This window comes from Massilia sp. Dwa41.01b, from assembly GCF_014171775.1.
GTDB lineage: Bacteria > Pseudomonadota > Gammaproteobacteria > Burkholderiales > Burkholderiaceae_D > Telluria.
This window is the reverse complement of the sequence record NZ_CP050454.1, coordinates 795541-816996: the sequence shown is the minus strand read 5'-3', so window position 1 is coordinate 816996 and position 21456 is coordinate 795541. Positions and strand designations below refer to the sequence as shown.

18 protein-coding genes and 3 rRNA genes are annotated in these 21456 nt (G+C 61.0%); 11 read left to right on the top strand and 10 right to left on the bottom strand.

All coding sequences use genetic code 11. The annotated features are described in order from the left end of the window. The first annotated feature begins 88 nt into the window (after window positions 1–88). A complete protein-coding gene (gene rtcR / locus G4G28_RS03725; protein ID WP_182990897.1) occupies window positions 89–1693 on the top strand; it encodes an RNA repair transcriptional activator RtcR in 1605 nt (534 codons plus the stop codon). A 90-nt stretch (window positions 1694–1783) separates the two neighbouring features. Beyond that, complete coding sequence (locus tag G4G28_RS03720) at window positions 1784–2257, top strand: DUF6328 family protein (RefSeq protein WP_182990896.1); 474 nt, start codon at window positions 1784–1786, stop codon at window positions 2255–2257. A 461-nt stretch (window positions 2258–2718) separates the two neighbouring features. Here G4G28_RS03720 and rrf read toward each other — a convergent pair. The 4 genes from rrf to G4G28_RS03700 form a co-directional block, all read right to left on the bottom strand. After that, window positions 2719–2831, bottom strand: a 5S ribosomal RNA gene (gene rrf, locus G4G28_RS03715). 124 nt (window positions 2832–2955) lie between these two features. Next, window positions 2956–5831, bottom strand: a 23S ribosomal RNA gene (locus tag G4G28_RS03710). A 285-nt stretch (window positions 5832–6116) separates the two neighbouring features. Next, window positions 6117–7647: ribosomal RNA gene (locus tag G4G28_RS03705) — 16S ribosomal RNA — on the bottom strand. The 16S, 23S and 5S rRNA genes sit together here, the layout of an rRNA operon. Before the next feature lie 500 nt (window positions 7648–8147). Beyond that, on the bottom strand, window positions 8148–8924 hold the full coding sequence (locus G4G28_RS03700) for an enoyl-CoA hydratase (RefSeq protein WP_182990895.1): 777 nt from the start codon (window positions 8922–8924) through the stop codon (window positions 8148–8150). A gap of 70 nt (window positions 8925–8994) precedes the next feature. On the opposite strand from G4G28_RS03700, the gene G4G28_RS03695 reads away from it, so the two are divergent. Beyond that, complete coding sequence (locus G4G28_RS03695; RefSeq protein ID WP_229425435.1) at window positions 8995–10293, top strand: MFS transporter; 1299 nt, start codon at window positions 8995–8997, stop codon at window positions 10291–10293. A gap of 39 nt (window positions 10294–10332) precedes the next feature. On the opposite strand, the gene G4G28_RS03690 is transcribed toward G4G28_RS03695, so the two are convergent. The 5 genes from G4G28_RS03690 to G4G28_RS03670 all read right to left on the bottom strand — a co-directional run bounded on the left by G4G28_RS03690 (window position 10333) and on the right by G4G28_RS03670 (window position 14543). Next, window positions 10333–11148: a DUF2145 domain-containing protein gene (locus G4G28_RS03690; RefSeq protein ID WP_182990894.1), complete on the bottom strand. Its 816-nt coding sequence runs from the start codon at window positions 11146–11148 to the stop codon at window positions 10333–10335. Then, entirely contained in the window at window positions 11145–11579 is a 435-nt protein-coding gene (locus tag G4G28_RS03685) for a hypothetical protein (protein ID WP_182990893.1), read from the bottom strand. Before G4G28_RS03685 ends, G4G28_RS03690 begins: the two co-directional genes overlap by 4 nt. 125 nt (window positions 11580–11704) lie before the next feature. Further along, window positions 11705–12517, bottom strand: coding sequence for a DUF2145 domain-containing protein (locus G4G28_RS03680; protein ID WP_182990892.1), 813 nt, complete (start codon window positions 12515–12517; stop codon window positions 11705–11707). A 168-nt stretch (window positions 12518–12685) separates the two neighbouring features. After that, window positions 12686–13129 carry a hypothetical protein gene (locus tag G4G28_RS03675; RefSeq protein WP_182990891.1) on the bottom strand — a complete coding sequence of 148 codons (444 nt, stop codon included), beginning with the start codon at window positions 13127–13129 and terminating at the stop codon, window positions 12686–12688. A gap of 181 nt (window positions 13130–13310) precedes the next feature. Beyond that, window positions 13311–14543 (bottom strand): murein transglycosylase A, encoded by a 1233-nt coding sequence (locus G4G28_RS03670; protein WP_183108058.1) that lies wholly within the window; start codon window positions 14541–14543, stop codon window positions 13311–13313. Window positions 14544–14554: 11 nt separating this feature from the next. Between G4G28_RS03670 and G4G28_RS03665 the strand changes: the two genes are divergently transcribed. After that, on the top strand, window positions 14555–14716 hold the full coding sequence (locus G4G28_RS03665) for a hypothetical protein (protein ID WP_182990890.1): 162 nt from the start codon (window positions 14555–14557) through the stop codon (window positions 14714–14716). Here the strand turns inward: G4G28_RS03665 and apaG are convergent, their stop codons facing one another. Then, window positions 14717–15091, bottom strand: a complete 375-nt coding sequence (gene apaG, locus G4G28_RS03660) for a Co2+/Mg2+ efflux protein ApaG (protein WP_182990889.1) — start codon at window positions 15089–15091, stop codon at window positions 14717–14719. It lies immediately after the preceding gene. 160 nt (window positions 15092–15251) lie between these two features. Here apaG and rpe point away from each other — a divergent pair, with 160 nt between their 5' ends. From rpe to trpC, 7 genes are all read left to right on the top strand, one after another. Further along, window positions 15252–15923: a ribulose-phosphate 3-epimerase gene (gene rpe / locus G4G28_RS03655; RefSeq protein WP_182990888.1), complete on the top strand. Its 672-nt coding sequence runs from the start codon at window positions 15252–15254 to the stop codon at window positions 15921–15923. Window positions 15924–15985: 62 nt separating this feature from the next. Next, on the top strand, window positions 15986–16630 hold the full coding sequence (locus G4G28_RS03650; protein ID WP_229425571.1) for an HAD-IA family hydrolase: 645 nt from the start codon (window positions 15986–15988) through the stop codon (window positions 16628–16630). A gap of 199 nt (window positions 16631–16829) precedes the next feature. Beyond that, the gene (gene trpE, locus G4G28_RS03645) at window positions 16830–18326 is read left to right on the top strand and encodes an anthranilate synthase component I (RefSeq protein WP_182990887.1); all 1497 of its coding nucleotides are present in this window, start codon (window positions 16830–16832) and stop codon (window positions 18324–18326) included. 1 nt (window position 18327) lies between these two features. After that, window positions 18328–18891, top strand: a complete 564-nt coding sequence (locus tag G4G28_RS03640; RefSeq protein WP_182990886.1) for an aminodeoxychorismate/anthranilate synthase component II — start codon at window positions 18328–18330, stop codon at window positions 18889–18891. A 67-nt stretch (window positions 18892–18958) separates the two neighbouring features. Beyond that, window positions 18959–19993, top strand: a complete 1035-nt coding sequence (gene trpD, locus G4G28_RS03635; RefSeq protein ID WP_183108057.1) for an anthranilate phosphoribosyltransferase — start codon at window positions 18959–18961, stop codon at window positions 19991–19993. A gap of 10 nt (window positions 19994–20003) precedes the next feature. Beyond that, complete coding sequence (locus G4G28_RS03630; protein ID WP_183108056.1) at window positions 20004–20639, top strand: LysE family translocator; 636 nt, start codon at window positions 20004–20006, stop codon at window positions 20637–20639. A 15-nt stretch (window positions 20640–20654) separates the two neighbouring features. Further along, window positions 20655–21455 (top strand): indole-3-glycerol phosphate synthase TrpC, encoded by an 801-nt coding sequence (gene trpC, locus G4G28_RS03625; protein ID WP_182990884.1) that lies wholly within the window; start codon window positions 20655–20657, stop codon window positions 21453–21455. Window position 21456: the final 1 nt, after the last annotated feature.

Below are 21456 nucleotides of genomic sequence, written 5' to 3'. Positions count from 1 at the left end.
ACTGCAAAGAGGTAAACGACACACTATTTTGCTAATTCGTTTCCAAATGGTAAATTATCCGGATAGATAAGAATTTATACGGATACGCATGAAGAAAACGGTGGTACTCGGCTTCGTTGGCACCAATCTCGATAGCGGCAAGGATCCAAAACGCTGGGAGCGCTGGCGCCCGACCGTCGCGCTGACCCAGCATGAAGACGTGCTGGTCGACCGTTTCGAGCTGCTCTATAGCGGCCGTATCGGTAACCTGATCGATCAGGTCACGGCTGATATCGGCTCGGTATCGCCCGAGACGCGGGTAGTACCGCATCAGCTGGCAATACGCGACGCCTGGGATTTCGAGGAGGTGTACGGCGCGCTGTTCGACTTCGCCAAAGGCTATCCCTTCGATCCGGAAAACGAGGATTACTGGATCCATATCACGACCGGCACCCACGTTGCGCAGATCTGCATGTTCCTGATGACCGAGGCACGTTTCTTCCCGGGCCGCCTGGTACAGACTTCACCCCCGCGCGCGGGACAAGTAGCGCCTGGAACCTATGCCCTGATCGACCTGGACTTGTCGCGTTACGACCAGATTGCCCAGCGCTACTCGCGCGAACAGGCCGAAGGCGTCGCCTTCCTGAAGTCGGGGATCGCCACGCGCAACCCGCGCTTCAATGCCATGATCGACGAGATCGAGCGGGTCGCCATCCGCTCGCGCGCGCCGATGCTGCTGATGGGACCGACCGGTGCCGGCAAGTCCTTCCTGGCACGCCGGGTGTACGAGTTGAAAAAAGCGCGCCACCAGATCGATGGCCGTTTCGTCGAAGTGAACTGTGCAACGCTGCATGGCGACGGCGCCGCCTCCACCCTGTTCGGACACACCCGAGGCGCCTTCACCGGGGCCGCCGCCGATCGCCCCGGCCTGCTGCGTAGTGCCGACAAGGGCCTGTTGTTCCTTGACGAGATAGGAGAACTGGGACTGGACGAGCAGGCGATGCTGCTCACTGCCATCGAAGAGAAGCGTTTCCTGCCGGTCGGCAGCGACAACGAAGTGCGCAGCGATTTCCTACTCATTGCTGGCACCAATCGCGACCTGGCACAGGAGGTGCTGGCGGGACGGTTTCGCGAAGACCTGTACGCGCGCATCAATTTGTGGACCTATGCCTTGCCGGGACTGCGCGAGCGCGCGGAAGACATCGAACCGAACCTGGAATATCTGCTCGCGCGGTTCGGCGAGGAAAACGGGCAGATGGTGCGCCTGAACCGCGAAGCGCGCGAGCGTTACATGCGCTTTGCGATGTCGCCCGATGCTGCCTGGAGCGGGAATTTCCGTGACCTGTGGGCGTCGGTCACCCGCATGGCGACCCTCGCCGAATCCGGGCGCGTCACGCAAGCCATTGCCGACGACGAAATCGCCCGCCTGCAGCGGCTATGGCGTCCTCGCACGGCGCGCGCGATCGAGGGGCCGGTCGCGCTGGCGGACCTGGTCGGGCAGGAAGCGGCCGATGGTCTCGACCTGTTCGATGCGCTGCAGCTCTCCAGCGTGATCGCCATATGCCGCCAGTCGAAAAGCCTGTCCGATGCTGGACGCAAGCTCTACAGCGTTTCACGCGAGGCAAAAGCCAGGCCGAACGATGCGGACCGCCTCAAGAAATACCTGCTGCGCTTTGCGCTGAGTTGGGATCAGGTTGTCGCGCCGGCAGCCTGATCCGTGTGGGGGCCGAGCGCGGGCGCATTGGTGGGCGCTATCTAGCTCAACCGTGCGCGGAAATCGCCTGTTTGCAGGTACTGTCCACCTATGGAAAGTGCGACAGTAGAACAGGACAGCGACGCGGAAATGCGTCATATCATCGAGGAAGCGCGGGTCATCCTTCCTGGTGTCCAGGCATTATTCGGCTTCCAGACGATCGCCGTATTCAGCGAACGGTTCGCGGAACTGGCGAACTATGCCAAGGCTTGCCATGTGCTCGGGCTGGCGACGGTGGTGACCGCGATTGCCATGGTAATGACCCCGGCGGTGTATTACCGCACCTGCCATGGCCAGGCCAACCGGCGAATGGCCCGGCTCTCTGCCTGGCTGATCCGCGGCGCCCTCCTGCCCCTGGCCGGCGGCCTGGCCCTCGACATGTTCACGGTCGTTCATGCGGTCACAGAATGGCTGCCGCTCAGCCTTTTGTCGGGGGCTGGCACCTTTGCACTGTTGATCGCACTGTGGTTCGTGCTGCCTACTCATGCACGTCGGCACGTTCTGGCTCGAGGCCGCACGCCTTGATCTGCAGGCTTGCAGAGAAATCGATGAGGGAATGGAACCGCCGGGTTATCGGAATGTCGTACATAAGCCAGCTGTTTTTTTAGTTGGGTACAGACATACCAGAACTGGGCGGCACTTGTTTACCCGAGGTCCTGATAATCGGGGGGGATGCGACGGTGACAAGTGTCTGCCCAGCCTGTGTTGAAGCGACGGATGAGTGATGACTCGGTCTCCGCGTGCGCTTGCAGGGGTGGATCGCGTGTTCACAAGTCCGCTGCTGGAGCAATGCATAGACTACCTCCGCGTTGGCGTATCGAGACCAGCGGCCGCGAGGACGGGTTGCGAACCTTACGCAAAAACAGCCGCCCGAACGCAAAAACCCCGCGGAGGTGAGGCTCCACAGTGCGGACCTGACCCGGCGGGGTTTTCAAGACGAAAAAAAACCCGCTGATCGCAATCAGCGGGTTTTTCTCTTATAACTAGCCTGACGATAACCTACTTTCACACTGGTTGCAGCACTATCATCGGCGCAAAGTCGTTTCACGGTCCTGTTCGGGATGGGAAGGGGTGGGACCGACTTGCTATGGTCATCAGGCATGACTTGTACGAGCATCGTTTCCCTTGTGGGTAACGCTGCTCTGAATCTGGAAGAAGTAAGTGGTAGCAGCTGTATCAACAAACAGCGCTGTATTCTTGAATCTACATCCTGCTAAGGTTATAGGGACAAGCCGTACGGGCAATTAGTACTGGTTAGCTTAATGCATTACTGCACTTCCACACCCAGCCTATCAACGTCCTGGTCTCGAACGACCCTTCAAGGAGCTCAAGGCTCCGGGAAATCTCATCTCAAGGCAAGTTTCCCGCTTAGATGCTTTCAGCGGTTATCTCTTCCGAACTTAGCTACCCGGCAATGCCACTGGCGTGACAACCGGTACACCAGAGGTTCGTCCACTCCGGTCCTCTCGTACTAGGAGCAGCCCCCTTCAAATTTCCAACGCCCACGGCAGATAGGGACCAAACTGTCTCACGACGTTTTAAACCCAGCTCACGTACCACTTTAAATGGCGAACAGCCATACCCTTGGGACCGGCTACAGCCCCAGGATGTGATGAGCCGACATCGAGGTGCCAAACTCCCCCGTCGATATGAACTCTTGGGAGGAATCAGCCTGTTATCCCCAGAGTACCTTTTATCCGTTGAGCGATGGCCCTTCCATACAGAACCACCGGATCACTATGTCCTACTTTCGTACCTGCTCGACTTGTCGGTCTCGCAGTTAAGCACGCTTATGCCATTGCACTATTAGCACGATGTCCGACCGTACCTAGCGTACCTTCGAACTCCTCCGTTACACTTTAGGAGGAGACCGCCCCAGTCAAACTGCCTACCATGCACTGTCCCCGATCCGGATAACGGACCAAGGTTAGAACCTCAAACAAACCAGGGTGGTATTTCAAGGATGGCTCCACGAGAACTGGCGTCCCCGCTTCAAAGCCTCCCACCTATCCTACACAGATTGGTTCAAAGTCCAATGCAAAGCTACAGTAAAGGTTCATGGGGTCTTTCCGTCTAGCCGCGGGTAGATTGCATCATCACAAACATTTCAACTTCGCTGAGTCTCGGGAGGAGACAGTGTGGCCATCGTTACGCCATTCGTGCAGGTCGGAACTTACCCGACAAGGAATTTCGCTACCTTAGGACCGTTATAGTTACGGCCGCCGTTTACTGGGACTTCAATCAAGAGCTTGCACCCCATCATTTAATCTTCCAGCACCGGGCAGGCGTCACACCCTATACGTCCACTTTCGTGTTTGCAGAGTGCTGTGTTTTTATTAAACAGTCGCAGCCACCAGTTTATTGCAACCCTTTCACCCTTCCACAGTAAAGTGGTCAAGCTACCGGGGCGTACCTTTTCCCGAAGTTACGGTACCAATTTGCCGAGTTCCTTCTCCCGAGTTCTCTCAAGCGCCTTAGAATACTCATCTCGCCCACCTGTGTCGGTTTGCGGTACGGTCTCGTATGACTGAAGCTTAGAGGCTTTTCTTGGAACCACTTCCGATTGCTTCGCAGCACAAGGCCGCTCGTCCCGCTCCCTTGAATTACGCACCCGGATTTGCCTAAGTGCCTTCTATGAAGCAGAAACTGACTATTCCAACAGTCAGACAACCTTCCGCGATCCGTCCCCCCATCGCATCATACGACGGTGCAGGAATATTAACCTGCTTCCCATCAGCTACGCATCTCTGCCTCGCCTTAGGGGCCGACTCACCCTGCTCCGATGAACGTTGAACAGGAAACCTTGGGCTTACGGCGTGCGGGCTTTTCACCCGCATTATCGCTACTCATGTCAGCATTCGCACTTCTGATACCTCCAGCATCCTTTACAAGACACCTTCGCAGGCTTACAGAACGCTCTCCTACCATATGCATAAATGCATATCCGCAGCTTCGGTGACTGGCTTAGCCCCGTTACATCTTCCGCGCAGGACGACTCGATCAGTGAGCTATTACGCTTTCTTTAAATGATGGCTGCTTCTAAGCCAACATCCTGACTGTTTTAGCCTTCCCACTTCGTTTTCCACTTAGCCAATCTTTGGGACCTTAGCTGGCGGTCTGGGTTGTTTCCCTCTTGACGCCGGACGTTAGCACCCGACGTCTGTCTCCCAAGCTCGCACTCATCGGTATTCGGAGTTTGCAATGGTTTGGTAAGTCGCAATGACCCCCTAGCCATAACAGTGCTCTACCCCCGATGGTGATACTTGAGGCACTACCTAAATAGTTTTCGGAGAGAACCAGCTATTTCCAAGTTTGTTTAGCCTTTCACCCCTACCCACAGCTCATCCCCTAATTTTTCAACATTAGTGGGTTCGGACCTCCAGGGCGTGTTACCGCACCTTCATCCTGGCCATGGGTAGATCACTTGGTTTCGGGTCTACACCCAGCGACTGTCGCCCTGTTCGGACTCGATTTCTCTACGGCTCCCCTATTCGGTTAACCTCGCCACTGAATGTAAGTCGCTGACCCATTATACAAAAGGTACGCCGTCACGGAACAAGTCCGCTCCGACTGTTTGTATGCACACGGTTTCAGGATCTATTTCACTCCCCTCCCGGGGTTCTTTTCGCCTTTCCCTCACGGTACTGGTTCACTATCGGTCGATTACGAGTATTTAGCCTTGGAGGATGGTCCCCCCATGTTCAGACAGGATTTCTCGTGTCCCGCCCTACTTGTCGTACGCTTAGTACCACCGGTCTGATTTCGTGTACGGGGCTATCACCCGCTATGGCGTCTGTTTCCAAAGACTTCCACTATCAGTCCGACTATCACGTACAGGCTCTTCCCATTTCGCTCGCCACTACTTTGGGAATCTCGGTTGATTTCTTTTCCTGCAGCTACTTAGATGTTTCAGTTCGCCGCGTTCGCTTTGCATACCTATGTATTCAGTATGCAATGACCTAAAAGGCCGGGTTTCCCCATTCGGAAATCTGCGGATCAAAGTGTGTTTGCTCACTCCCCGCAGCTTATCGCAAGCTACTACGTCCTTCATCGCCTGTAATCGCCAAGGCATCCACCATGTGCACTTATTCGCTTGTCCCTATAACGTTAGCCCCTGGTTCGCACCAGGGAGCGTCATAGTTCAAGGAGTACAGCTTGTTGCATGTTTGTTGATACTTTACTACTACCCTAAGTGTGCTCACCCATCATTGCTGATGCGTTTGCACGCTTAAAAAAACTTTACTTCTTCCAGATTGTTAAAGAACAAAAACTACACTTAGCTCAAGCTTTCCGCTTCAGCTAAATACAGTTCTTATTGACAGTCGATAAGTGTGAACGCTTGATGATGAGTTCAGTTTTGAGGCTGACTCCGGTGCTACTCTAGAAAGGAGGTGATCCAGCCGCACCTTCCGATACGGCTACCTTGTTACGACTTCACCCCAGTCACGAATCCTACCGTGGTAAGCGCCCCCCTTGCGGTTAAGCTACCTACTTCTGGTAAAACCCGCTCCCATGGTGTGACGGGCGGTGTGTACAAGACCCGGGAACGTATTCACCGCGGCATGCTGATCCGCGATTACTAGCGATTCCAACTTCACGCAGTCGAGTTGCAGACTGCGATCCGGACTACGATACACTTTCTGGGATTAGCTCCCCCTCGCGGGTTGGCGGCCCTCTGTATGTACCATTGTATGACGTGTGAAGCCCTACCCATAAGGGCCATGAGGACTTGACGTCATCCCCACCTTCCTCCGGTTTGTCACCGGCAGTCTCATTAGAGTGCTCTTGCGTAGCAACTAATGACAAGGGTTGCGCTCGTTGCGGGACTTAACCCAACATCTCACGACACGAGCTGACGACAGCCATGCAGCACCTGTGTTCAGGTTCCCTTTCGGGCACTCCCTGATCTCTCAAGGATTCCTGACATGTCAAGGGTAGGTAAGGTTTTTCGCGTTGCATCGAATTAATCCACATCATCCACCGCTTGTGCGGGTCCCCGTCAATTCCTTTGAGTTTTAATCTTGCGACCGTACTCCCCAGGCGGTCTACTTCACGCGTTAGCTGCGTTACCAAGTTAATTAAAACCCGACAACTAGTAGACATCGTTTAGGGCGTGGACTACCAGGGTATCTAATCCTGTTTGCTCCCCACGCTTTCGTGCATGAGCGTCAATCTTGACCCAGGGGGCTGCCTTCGCCATCGGTGTTCCTCCACATCTCTACGCATTTCACTGCTACACGTGGAATTCTACCCCCCTCTGCCAGATTCAAGCCTTGCAGTCTCCATCGCAATTCCCAGGTTGAGCCCGGGGCTTTCACGACAGACTTACAAAACCGCCTGCGCACGCTTTACGCCCAGTAATTCCGATTAACGCTTGCACCCTACGTATTACCGCGGCTGCTGGCACGTAGTTAGCCGGTGCTTATTCTTCAGGTACCGTCATTAGCAGAGGATATTAGCCTCTACCGTTTCTTCCCTGACAAAAGAGCTTTACAACCCGAAGGCCTTCTTCACTCACGCGGCATTGCTGGATCAGGCTTGCGCCCATTGTCCAAAATTCCCCACTGCTGCCTCCCGTAGGAGTCTGGACCGTGTCTCAGTTCCAGTGTGGCTGGTCGTCCTCTCAGACCAGCTACTGATCGTCGCCTTGGTAGGCCTTTACCCTACCAACTAGCTAATCAGATATCGGCCGCTCCAGGAGCACAAGGCCTTGCGGTCCCCTGCTTTCATCCTTGGATCGTATGCGGTATTAGCGTAACTTTCGCTACGTTATCCCCCACTCTTGGGTACGTTCCGATATATTACTCACCCGTTCGCCACTCGCCACCAGGCCGAAGCCCGTGCTGCCGTTCGACTTGCATGTGTAAAGCATGCCGCCAGCGTTCAATCTGAGCCAGGATCAAACTCTTCAGTTCAATCTCTGTTTGTTGACACTTTCGTGTCATCCGCTATTACTAGCGGAGTCGCCCACTCAAGATACTGACCATCGCTCATTGCTAAGCAACGTTAATACTTTTGTGAACATTTGATAATTTAAGTAATCAGCTGAACTAGTCAGCCGGCACCCTCATCAAACGCCCACACTTATCGACTGTTAATTGTTAAAGAACTTTGGCTCCCGCCGAGGGCGGTACTGCCTTGCTGCTTTGTCGCGAATCGTTTTGTTCGTCAGCAGCAGAGAAGTGAGATTATGCAGTGTTTCGTTTGCGTCGTCAACTTCTTTTTTTCCTCTTCTTCGCCTGTTGCATACTTAACTACTTGATTTCGTTAACGTTTTGCACTGAGCCCCGAAGCGGAGGCGAATCATAACAAAGTTCGCGAAGGGTGCGCAAGACCTTGTTGCGCACTTTTTTTTCTGCAATTTCCAGCAAGATATTACCAGGCAGACTCGGCTGCCTGATTGGCCGACGGGAATCTACATCCCCTCGAAATTCGCTTTGCGTTTCTCCAGGAACGCCGCCATTCCCTCTTTTTGCGCCGGCGTACCGAATGCGGCGTGGAAAAAGCGCCGCTCGTAACGCACGCCCTCGGTGAGGGTGGTCTCGTAGGCACGGTTGACGGAATCCTTGATCGCCATCGCCACCGACACCGGCATCTCGGCGATGGTATTGGCCACCTTGAGCGCCTCTTCCATCAGGCTGTCGGCTGGGAAGACGCGCGACACCAGCCCGGTGCGCTCGGCCTCGGCCGCGTCGATCATGCGCGCCGTCAACAGCATGTCCATGGCTTTCGACTTGCCGATCGCACGCGGCAGGCGCTGGGTACCACCCGCACCCGGGGTGACGCCGACCTTGATTTCCGGCTGACCGAACTTGGCGGCGTCGGAGGCAATCAGGAAGTCGCACATCATGGCCAGCTCGCAGCCGCCGCCCAGGGCATAACCGGCGACGACGCCGATCACGGGTTTGCGCACATTGAGGATATGTTCCCAGTTGCGGCCAATATAGTTACCTGGATAAGTGTCGGCATAGGTGTAGTTGGCCATGGCGGCGATATCGGCGCCTGCTGCAAAAACCTTTTCGCTGCCGGTCAGGACGATGACGTTGACGGCCGGGTCGGCATCGTACTGGTAGAGCGCATGGCCGAGCTCGTTCATCATGTTGTCGTTCAGCGCATTCATCGCCTTCGGACGGTTCAGGCGAATGACGACCACCTTGCCGTGGTTTTCGATCAGCAGGTCACTATATTCCATGGGGCACCCTTCAAGTAGATTGAACACCCTGCGATTGTAGCGCCTCCTCCCGCGAACAAGGCGGGTATCATTGCTGTTTCAGCAATTTCGACGCGAGCTCATCATCGTCTCCCTCCGCAAGGCCCTCAGTGCCCTGGCCAGCGACCGCCTGCTGCAAAACAGCGACTTCCGTCGCCTCTGGCTCAGCAGCACGCTGATGAATTTCGGGTCCCAGATCACCCTGCTGGCCCTGCCGATCTGTGCCGTCCTGCTGATGCATGCGACGCCAAGCCAGATGGGCACGCTCGCCGCACTCGAATCGCTCCCCTTCCTGCTGTTCGGGCTGCCTTCCGGCGTGCTCCTCGACCGCCGGCGGCGCCTGCCGATCATGATGTGCAGCGACATCATGGTCGCCACCGCCCTCGCGAGTGTGCCGCTAGCCTGGTGGCTGGGTCTGCTGAGCATCCATTGGCTGTATGCGGTCGGCTTCGTGATCGGCAGCGGCCTGGTCGTCGGCGGCAGTGCGGAACAGGTGTTCCTCACCTTTATCGTCGGCCGCAACGGACTGGTCGATGCCCACTCAAAGCTCGCCGCCACCGAATCGGCAGCGCGCCTGGTCGGCCCGGGCATGGCGGGCGTGCTGGTGCAGCTGCTCGGCGCGCCGGTCGCGCTGCTGTGCACGGTCGGCGCTTTCATTGCCTCGTTAGGGAATTTGCGCCGGATTCGTGCCCGCGAGCCGCAGCCCCCGCCCACCAACACCCATCCCATGCACGAAATCCGCGAGGGCCTGGTCTTTGTCTGGAATCACCGGCTGCTGCGCACGCTCGCCTGGACGGCGGGCTTCTGGCACCTGCTGTTCTATGGCTACCTCGCGCTGCACGTCCTGTTCGCCACGCGCGTGCTCGGCATGGCGCCGGGCGTGATGGGAACGGCGCAAATGCTGGGCGGCCTCGGCATCCTGGCCGGCTCGATCCTCGTCAAGCCGCTATCGGCACGCTATGGCACCGGCCGCGCAATCCTGGTCGGCCTGTGCGTCTGCACCCTGGGCTTCGCCCTGATGCCCGCCATTCCGGCCGGCCTGTTCGGCAGCGGCGCGGCGACCGCGATCGCCTACGGCATCGTTGTCTTCCTGCTCGATTGCGGCGCAACGCTGTTCTTCGTGCCCTACGTCGCCTTGCGCCAGCGTGTCACGCCCGACGCCGTGCTGGGCCGGATGGTGGCGACGATGCGTTCGCTGACGGTGGCCAGCGCCCCGCTCGGCGCCATGACAGCGGGCATGCTGGCCGAGCGCACCAGCGTGCGCACCGCGCTGGTCCTCGTCGCCGCCGGCGCGGTCGTGCTGGCGATAAGCGCCGTGAGCGGTACGCGCCTGCGGCATGTGAACGAGTGACGCTGTCTATATAGGAGGTCGATTACCGGATGCGCAGCGTTACCGGGCCCCAGGCAACACCACCCGCATCTCCGGACACCCCGTCGCCTGGCACGCATCCGGCAGCGTACGCAGCCAGGTAACGATGGAATCGACCGTGACAAGCCGGATGTGTCCCTCCCGGCGCAACGCGGATGGATGGTCGTCGAAAGCGATATTCGCCTTGATGACGCGCGCACCGAACCGGAGCAGCGTGCCGACTTCGACCTGGCTCGGCACATACGCGTGCGTTTTCAGCCAGGCCTGGGCACCCGCCCGGTCAGTTACCTCGCCTTCCTCGGCAAACGCGAAGGCCAGCATCTCCAGCACCCAGCCGTTCGAATTCTGGTAGCGCGCGCTGAAGGGATAGGCCACCGCGCTGTAGTGCCGCTCATGGTAGTCCTTGGCCTGCGTGCCAAGCAAAGCGGTTTTCAGGCGGCGCTGCGCGTGCGGCGCCAGGCGCCAGATGCCGGCCTGGTAGCGAAATGGCGCATCGGCGAAAAAGTTGACCAGCCCTTCGTCGTACAGCGCCGATTCGCCGGTGCCGCAACGATTCAGCTCGTGCACGACCGACCAGGCCCCATCCGGGTGCTCGCGCACCGCAAACGCCATGTGCGAATAGGTCAGCCCGTATTTCGACAAATCCTGCCCGACGCGTGCGATGAGTACGACCTCGTCATCGATCGCGCCGAGCGCGGCGCGCGTCGCATCGCCGATGTGCATGCTCAGGCGCGACAGCTCAGGCGCTACCTCCTGGCTTACGCACTGCCGCCCCGCCAGCGCCATTTCCGCCGCGGTGGCGAGAACGGCTGCCAGCACGAGGCGGCGCAGGATCACGTGCGGGCCTTCGAATGCAGCAGACCGGTGTCGGGACGCACCATCACGACCAGGGTGGCCCCCGCTTTCTTGACTGCGAAGCCGGTCTGGCCGATCGCTTCGATCTCCAGGGTGTCATGCAGCTTCACAGCGTGCGCGCGTGCGATGGCGCTGCTCACCATCGTGTCGACCCGCGTCGCCCCATCCTCACTGCGCAGTTCGAGTGCCGTCCTGTCGCCCTCGGTGCGCATTGCCGCGACCTGCCACTGCTTGTTCTTGGCCGGGTCGCCCGACGTCGACTTGGACAAGTCTCCAGCGGCCTGGGAAGACATATAGAAAGGTGCGATCGACAGGGCAAGAGACAAGGCCCATGGCGGTATCTGCTCGTCGGCGGATGCCGGTGTCGCGATGCTGGCGGAAAGCAGGAGGGCAATGAGGGATGCGGCGCGCATGGTCTGTCCAATCAGGTCTTGGCAGCGGAACATTCGCATGGCAGATTCCGCCAAAGTTGCATTTTCGGAAACATGCAAGCTTAGCCGATATTGAACAGCAGTGCAACGCCACGCCTTGTTCGGGCTTACCTCGCAGCCCCCGGCAACACCACGCGCGCTTCCGGACACCCCATCGCCTGGCAGCCATCCGGCAGCGTACGCAGCCAGGTGACGATGGAGTCGACCGTGACGGTCTGGATATGGCCGCTCCAGCGCAGCTCGGGCGGATGGTCGTCGAAGGCGACGTTCGCCTTGGTCATGCGTGCGCCCAGGCGGGTCATGGTGCCCAGTTCGAGCTGGGTCGGCCGGTAGCCGCTTCCCTTCAGCCAGGCTTGGGCACTCAGACGGGTGTTCGCCTCGTCTTCCGGCGCGACGGCAAAGGCCAGCATTTCCAGCACCCAGCCATTCGAATTCTGGTAGCGCGTGCTGAATGGATAGGCGACCAGGCTGTAGTTCGGTTCGAAATAATCCTTGGCCTTCTTGCCGAGCAAGGCTTTCTTCAGCCGTGCCTGCGCGCCGGGAGCCAGGCGCCAGATGCCGGCCTGGTAGCGAAACGGCGAGTCCGAAAAAAAGTTGACCAGGCCTTCGTCATACAGGCCGGACGTGGCCGTGCCGCAGCCGTTGAGCTTGTGGACGATCGACCAGGCCCCTGCCGGATGCTCGCGCACGGCAAATCCCATGTGCGAATAGGTCAGGCCGTACTTGCCCAGGTCCTGGCCGACGCGGGCAATCAGCACCACTTCGTCGTCGATCGACTCGAGTGCGGCGCGGGTCGCGTCCGCCATCTGCAGGCTCATGCGCACCTGTGCGGGCGTGGCGGGTGTTCCTTCACAGGGCGTGCCGGCCATCGACGTGCCGGCCGCCAGCGCCAGGACCAGCGTCAGCAGAAAGCGGCGCATGCTAAGTACTCACCCAAAAATAAATGTGTTTTTGGCTTCCAGAACCGGCGCGTTGCTGCGTCGGCTCGCGTCCGCTTGCGGGGCAGTGCTCGCACTGCGGCGCTCTCGCCGTCTTGCACCGCATCCAGTTCTGTTTGCCAAAATTCCCATTTATTTTCGGTCGAGTACTTAGCTGCGGGCCTTCGAATGGACCATGCCCGCGCCCGGGTCGGACAGCACGCCCACCGTGGCCTGCCCCTTCCTGACCGCGAAGCCGGCCTTGCCGACGCGCTCCATCTCGAGGGCGTCGCCAGCCTGCAGGGCGTGGGTGCGGGCGGTTGCGGCCGGCACGTTCATGTCCAGCGTGACCTTGTCGTCGTCGCTGCACATCCGCACGGTCGTGTTCCGGCCTTGCGGTTCGATCTCGGTGACGTGCCAGCGCTTGCGGGAACTGAGCTCGTCCACCGTGTTCGCGATGGCTTGCGAGCCGACCACGACCACACTGAGCGGCACCAGGACGACGATGGCCGATGCGCCAACGCTGGCTTCGGACAGGGAATAGGTTTGACCGGCGCTTGCGCTGGACGTCAGCAAGAGGGCGGCAAGTGGCAAGGCAAACAGTGCGTGGCGCATGCGAACTCCTTCGGGGTGGACGACCCGGCCGGGTGGCCGTGTCATGTCGTTCAAGACTGCGCCACCCTATTCGAAGCCGCTATCGCACGCAATTTGCCTCCATCTGGTATTGCCTGGCACGCCGCCACGGTGCGGATTCCGATACCAGCCCCTGGCGGAAAGATCGCAGGGAGCCGATTCGTCAGGGACCCTTGGGCAACAGCACCCAGATCGCCCCGCGCTGCTTCATCCGCCCCGCGTACTCGGCCGCATTGCCGCCGAAACCAAAGAAGAAGTCCGCCCGCACCGCGCCGCGGATTGCCCCGCCGGTGTCCTGCGCCATCATCAGGCGCTGCAGCGGCGCCTCGTTGGCCGGGTGCGTGGTGGACAGGAAGAGCGGCGCCCCCAGCGGCACCTGCGAGGGGTCGACCGCCACCGAGCGCTCGGGTGTGAGCGGCACGCCGAGCGCGCCCTTGGGTCCTACGCCCGGGTCGGGCAGGCGCTCCTCGCGGAAGAAGATATAGCTCGGGTTGACGTTGAAGAGTTCCTGGCGGCGCTGCGGATTGGCCGCTATCCAGGCCTTGATGCTCTGCGCCGACACGCCGTCGGCCGGCAACTGCCCCTGCTCCACCAGCCAGCGCCCGATCACTTTATACGGGTGGCCGTTCTGGTCGGCGAAGGCCAGGCGCACCGTCTCGCCGGTTTCCTCGATGCGCACCCGGCCCGAACCCTGCACCTCGAGGAAGAAAGCCTCGACCGGATCGTCCACCCACACCAGTTCCTTGCCTGCGATGGGGGCGCGGTCGATCTCGGCGCGGGTGCTGTAGGGCACCACCGTCTTGCCGACCAGGCGGCCACGCAGGCGCATGTTCTTCAGGCTCGGGTAGACGGATCCCAGATCAACCGTGATGAGGTCGTCCGGCACCCGGTACAGCGGCGTCTGGAACGCGCCGCCGCGCTTGCGCGCACCACGCAGCATCGGCTCGTAATAGCCGGTAATGAGACCGTAGTCCGCGCCGTCGGGCATGCGCATCTGGTTCGGCACGAAATACGTTTCGAAATAGCGGCGGATGGCGTCGCTGTCGCCGGCATCCACGCCGCCTGTCGCCGCGCAGGCCGCGCTCCAGTCGGGCTTTTTCGCCAGCACGCGGCAGGAGGCGAGAAAGGCCGGCCAGGCCTGGCGCAGGTCGTCCTGCTGCCAGCCCGGCAGCGTGTCGAAGGACACCGGCGTCATCGGCGGCACGGGAACAGGTGCAGGCGTGGGAACGGGAATGCCGACCGGCCCCACCGGCGGCGGCATCACCACATCCGGCTGTTTCGGGGGCACCGGTGCCGGCGGCTGCTGGGGTGGCGTACCGCAAGCGGCCAGCAAAAGGGCCACGGCGGCCAGGGAGGCAGGTACACTGCGCACTATTCTGCGGCGTATCGATTGCATAAGGACAGTCTATGTGGATCTTGATGGTGGAAGCAGGCGTGGCATTCTTCCTGCTCGTGTTTATCGTGTGGTGGACGATGTTCTCGGGCCGCCCTGACGAGCGCAAACGGCCGCTGCGCGAAGAACTGCCGACGCGCCCCGCGGAACAGGGCGAGCCGCCACGCGAACCATGATCAGTGCAGCATGCTCGGCTGCGTCAGCACGAACTCGGGAATCCTGACTTCGAAACGGTGGCCATCCTCGGCCACGCAGAAGTACTCGCCGTGCATCGAGCCCTGTGGCGTGGCCAGCTGGGTGCCGCTCGAGTATTCGAACTGCTCGCCGGGTTTGAGCAGCGGCTGGTGCCCGACCACGCCCAGGCCCTTGACCTCCTGCACACGGTTATTGGTATCGGTGATCACCCAGTGGCGCGCGATCAGCTGGGCCGGCACTTCGCCGCTGTTGCGGATCGTGATCGTATAGGAGAACACGTACAGGTCGCGGTCAGGCTTGGACTGTTCGGGCAGGTATTGGGTACGGACGTTGACGGTGAAATCGTAGGCAGCCATCGGCTTCCCTCTTCTCGTTATTAGCAGGAACGCGGACAGGCCAAGGCATGCCACCGCGCGTAAAGGAACATGATACTCCGTGTGCCAAAACCGGGCTGCGCGCGACTGCGGGGCACGTCGGCGTAAAATAGCGGCTATCCCTAACCGCACGGCCACCGCAATGACCACTTACCGCATCGCTCCCAGCATCCTGTCCGCCGATTTCGCCCGCCTGGGCGAGGAAGTCCGCAACGTCGTCGAGGCAGGCGCCGACATCATCCACTTCGACGTGATGGACAACCATTACGTGCCGAATCTCACCATCGGCCCGCTGGTCTGCCAGGCGATCCGCCCGCACGTGCAGGTGCCGATCGACGTGCACCTGATGGTCAAACCGGTCGACCGCATCATCCCCGACTTCGCCAAGGCCGGCGCCAACATCATCACCTTTCATCCGGAAGCGTCGGAGCACATCGACCGCACCCTGCAGCTGATCCGCGATAACGGCTGCAAGGCCGGCCTGGTGTTCAACCCGGGCACGCCAATGCACTACCTCGAGCACGTGATGGACAAGATCGACATGATCCTCATCATGTCGGTGAATCCGGGTTTCGGCGGCCAATCCTTCATCCCCGAAGCGCTGAAAAAAATCGCGATCGCGCGCCGGCTGATCGACGAATCGGGCCGCGACATCCTGCTGGAAGTCGATGGCGGCATCAAGGCCGACAACATCGCCGCCGCCGCCGCGGCCGGTGCCGACACCTTTGTCGCCGGCTCGGCCATCTTCGGCAAGCCCGACTACAAGGCCGTGATCGACGCCATGCGCGCCGAACTGGCCACGGTCGGGAAATAAGGGTGCAAGGCGCTGCCCTGAACAAGGCCATTCGTGCCGCCATCATCGACCTCGACGGCACGATGCTCGACACCGTGCCCGACTTCGAGCTGGCCCTGAACGCCATGCGCGCCGAATTCGGGCTGGCGCCGATCACGCAGGCGGTCATCACGCCGATGGTCGGCAAGGGTTCCGAAAAGCTGATCCGCGACGTACTGGCGCTCGACTACGACGCGGCGCGCATCGACGCCGTTTTTGAGGAGGCGATGGCGACCTACCAGCGCCACTACCTCGCCATCAATGGCCAGAAGAGCGTCCTGTACCCGGACGTGATCGAGGGCCTGCAGGAGATGAAGCGCATGGGCCTGCGCCTGGCCTGCGTGACCAACAAGCCGATCGCCTTTGCCACGCCGCTGCTGGCGCAGAAAGGCCTGGCGCCCTGGTTCGATCTGGTCTACGGCGGCGATTCGTTGCCGAAAAAGAAGCCCGATCCCCTGCCGCTGCTGCAGGTCTGCCAGGATTTCGACCTGGCGCCAAGCGAGGTGGTGGCGATTGGCGACTCCTCGAACGACGCCGAAGCCGCACGTGCCGCGCGTTGCTATGTGCTCACAGTGCCATATGGTTATAACCACGGAATGCCTGTTCAAACTATCAATTCCGATGGTATAGTTGATTCGCTGCTCCAAGCGGCGAAGTGGATATCTGCACACAACGGCACCACAAACTAACTTATCTATACATGTTCTTCACCAAAAAACACACTGTCAACGCAACCGGCGCCCTCGAGGCCTGGCTGTGGCGACGCTGGCAATCCTGGGCTAACTAACCCGTACTGATTGCTGCCGGCTGCATACGCGCATCCGGCAGGTTTTTTGCACAACACCGCCGCCCTCCTCCTGTTCACATACTGGCGGCCTGGAGAAGAACATGACCGAACTCGAATTCAAATCGCTGGCGAGCCAAGGCTATAACCGCATTCCGCTGATCGCCGAAGCCTTCGCCGATCTCGAAACGCCGCTTACCCTGTACCTGAAGCTGGCCCAGTCGCAAAACACCGGCAAGCACACCTTCCTCCTCGAATCGGTCGTTGGCGGCGAGCGTTTCGGCCGCTATTCCTTCATCGGCCTGCCGGCGAAGACCCTGCTGCGCAGCAGCGGCGAGCTCACCGAAGTCGTCACCAACGGCCGCGTCGTCGAAACCCACGAGGGCAACCCGCTCGCCTTCATCGAAGCATTCCAGTCGCGCTTCAAGGTCGCGCTGCGCCCGGGCATGCCGCGCTTCTGCGGCGGCCTGGCCGGCTACTTCGGCTACGACACGGTGCGCCACATCGAACGCAAGCTGGCCGGCAAGGCCCCGCAGGACGACCTCGGCCTGCCCGAGATCCAGCTGATGGTGACGGAAGAACTGGCCGTGATCGACAACCTCTCCGGCAAGCTCTACCTGATCGTCTATGCCGACCCGTCCCAGCCGGAAGCCTACAGCCGCGCGCGCCAGCGCCTGAAAGACCTGCGCATCATGCTGCGCCGGAGCGTCGATGCGCCTGTCACCACGGCCTCGGTGCGCACCGAAGCCGTGCGCGAGTTTTCCAAGGAAGACTACCTGGCAGCAGTGGCCAGGGCCCATGAATACGTGATGGCCGGCGACCTGATGCAGGTGCAGATCGGCCAGCGCATCAGGAAGCCGTACGTCGACTCGCCGCTGTCGCTGTACCGCTCGTTGCGCTCGCTGAATCCGAGTCCGTACATGTATTACTACAATTTCGGAGACATGCAGATCGTCGGCGCCTCGCCGGAAATCCTGGTGCGCAACGAGACCCTGCCCGCCGGTGGACGCAAGGTCACGCTGCGCCCGATCGCCGGCACCCGTCCGCGCGGCGCCACGCCGGAACGCGATACGGCACTCGCGGCCGAGCTGCTGGCCGACCCGAAGGAGATCGCCGAACACGTGATGCTGATCGACCTGGCGCGCAACGATGTCGGCCGCATCGCCGACACCGGCAGCGTCAAGGTAACGGACCGCATGGTCATCGAAAAATACTCGCACGTGCAGCACATCGTCTCGAACGTCGAGGGTACGCTGAAGGAAGGCCTGTCCAACCTGGACGTGCTGCGCGCGACCTTCCCGGCCGGTACGCTCACGGGTGCGCCGAAAGTGCGTGCGATGGAAGTCATCGATGAGCTGGAGCCTGTGAAGCGCGGCATCTATGGCGGCGCCTGCGGCTATCTCTCCTTCGGTGGCGAGATGGACGTTGCGATTGCCATTCGCACCGGCGTGATCAAGGACGGCAACCTGTATGTGCAGGCCGCGGCCGGCATCGTCGCCGACTCGATCCCCGAGATGGAATGGCAGGAGACGGAAAACAAGGCGCGCGCCGTGCTGCGCGCGGCCGAACAAGTGCAAGACGGACTGGATGGGGAGTTCTGACATGCTGCTCATGATCGACAACTACGATTCCTTCACCTACAACATCGTCCAGTATTTCGGCGAGCTGGGCGAAGAAGTGCGCACCGTGCGCAACGACGAGATCACGATCGAGGCGATCGCGGAAATGAAGCCGGACCGCATCTGCATTTCGCCGGGACCGAAAGCCCCGGTTGACGCCGGTGTCTCGGTCGACGCTATCCGCGAGTTCAAGGGCAAGCTGCCGATCCTCGGCGTCTGCCTGGGCCACCAGGCCATCGGCGAAGCCTTTGGCGGCAAGATCGTGCGTGCCAAGGAAGTCATGCACGGCAAGACCTCGCTCATCGCGCACACCGGCGTCGGCGTCTTCAAGGGCTTGCCCAGCCCCTTCACCGTGATCCGCTACCACTCGCTGGCGATCGAGCGCGCCTCCCTGCCCGCCTGCCTGGAAGTGACCGCCTGGACCGACGACGGCGAAATCATGGGCGTGCGCCACAAGGAATACGACATCCAGGGCGTGCAGTTCCACCCCGAGTCGATCCTGTCCGAGCACGGCCACGCGCTGCTGAAGAACTTCCTCGAGGGCTGAGCACCTTCGCGGCGCCCCCGGCGCTGCGCGAAGCTGCGGTCCTTCACCTATTGCTACTGGAACGCCCATGCCGATCACCCCGCAAGAAGCGCTGCTGCGCTGTATCGAACACCGCGAGATCTTCCACGACGAGATGCTGCACCTGTTCCGCCAGATCATGTCGGGCGAGATGTCGCCGACCATGGTCGCGGCCCTCACCATGGGCCTGCGCGTGAAAAAGGAAACCATCGGCGAAATCACCGCCGCCGCGCAAGTCATGCGCGAATTTTCCACCAAGGTGCCGATGGCCGACACCCGCAAGCTGCTCGACATCGTCGGCACCGGCGGCGACGGCGCCCACACCTTCAACATCTCGAGCGCGGCGATGTTCGTCGCGGCCGCCGCCGGTGCCCGCGTGGCCAAGCATGGCGGGCGCAGCGTCTCGTCCTCGTCCGGCAGCGCCGACCTGATCGAAGCGCTCGGCGCCGACATCGACCTGACGCCCGAGCAGATCGCCCAGTCGATCGCCCAGACCGGCATCGGCTTCATGTTCGCCCCGAACCACCATGCGGCGATGAAGCACGTGGCGCCGGTGCGGCGCGAGCTGGGCGTGCGCAGCATCTTCAACATCCTGGGGCCGCTCACCAATCCGACCGGCGCCCCGAACATCCTGATGGGCGTGTTCCACCCGGATCTCGTCGGCATCCAGGTGCGCGTGCTGCAGCGCCTCGGCGCCCAGCACGCGCTGGTGGTCTGGGGCCGCGACAACATGGACGAAGTCTCGCTCGGCGCCGGCACCCTGGTCGGCGAACTGGTGCACGGCGAAATCCGCGAATACGAAATCCATCCGGAAGACTTCGGCCTGTCGATGATCGCCAGCCGCAACCTGAAGGTGGCGAACAAGGAAGAGTCGAAGCTGCGCGTGATGGAAGCGCTGCGCGGCGAGCCGGGCGCGGCAACCGACATCGTGGCGCTCAACGCCGGTACCGCCCTGTACGCCGCGGGCGTCGCCTCCTCGATCGAGGAAGGCCTGGCCAAGGCGCGCGCCACCATCGCGTCCGGCGCGGCACTGGCCAAGCTCGATCAGTTCGTCAACGTCACGCGCCAGCTCGGCGCCCATTGAAGGGAGCAGCATGTTCGGTATCCATGACCTTCCCCTGTTCGTGATTTCCGGCCTGCTGCTCAACATCATGCCGGGCCCCGATTCGCTCCTGATCATGACCCGCAGCGCCACCCGGGGCTGGCGCGCCGGCTGCGCCGCGGCGCTGGGCATCGGCGCCGGCACCCGGGTGCACATCTTCGCCGCGGCCCTGGGTTTGTCGGCGATCCTGGCGACCTCAAGCGCCGCCTTCCTGGTGGTGAAACTGGTTGGCGCGGCTTATATCCTGACCATGGCCGTCGGTCTGCTGCGCAGCAGGAAGGCCGACGGCACCACGGCCGCCCCGGTGCTGCCCGCCCTGCCCTACCGCCGCATCTTCTCGCAGGGTTTCCTGACCAATGTGCTGAACCCGAAGGTCGCACTGTTCTTCCTTGCCTTCGTGCCGCAATTCATCGACGCCCACGCGCCGAGCACGGCACTCGCCTTCATCGTCCTGGGCTGCATTTTCAACGTCAACGGCATGCTCTGGTGCGGCGCGCTGGCGCTGACCACCGCCAGGGCGAGCGAGCGCCTGAAAATCAATCCGGCGGTCTCGCTCTGGCTGAAGCGGGTCACCGGCGGCCTGTTCGTCTGGCTTGGCGTCAAGCTGGCGCTGTCCGAGCAACACTAAAAGGTTTTAGCAAGCATGTCCGATATCCTGAACAAGATCCTGGCTGTCAAAGCCGACGAAGTCGCCAGTGCGCGCAAGCACCGCGACCTGGCCAGCCTGCGCCGCGAGGTCGAAACCGATACCGAACTGCGCACCGGCCTCCGCGGTTTCGGGGCCAGCCTGCGCAAGAACATCGGCGCCGGCCGCGCCGGGGTGATTGCCGAAATCAAGAAGGCCTCGCCCTCGAAAGGCGTGCTGCGCGCGGATTTCCGTCCGGCCGAGATTGCCGAAAGCTATGCCGAGGGCGGCGCGTCCTGCCTCTCGGTGCTAACGGACGTGAACTTCTTCCAGGGTCATGCCGACTACCTGCGCCAGGCGCGCGCCGCCTGTGACCTGCCGGTCATCCGCAAGGATTTTATCGTCGACATGTACCAGGTCTACGAAGCGCGGGCGATGGGAGCCGATGCCATCCTGCTGATCGTCTCCGCGCTCGATCACGGCCTGATGGCGGAACTCGAAGCCTGTGCCCAGGAACTCGGCATGGATGTGCTGGTCGAAGTACATGACGGTGATGAGCTGACCGCGGCGCTGCGCCTGAAAACGCCGCTGCTCGGCATCAACAACCGCAACCTGCGCACCTTCGAGGTCACGCTCGATACCACCCTGGGCTTGCTGCCGAACATTCCGGCCGAACGCCTGGTCGTCACCGAGTCGGGAATCATGGTGCCAGGCGATGTAGCGCGCATGCGCGCGGCGAACGTGCATGCGTTTTTGGTGGGCGAAGCGTTCATGCGCGCTTCCAACCCGGGCGCCCAACTGCGACGATTATTCGACTGAC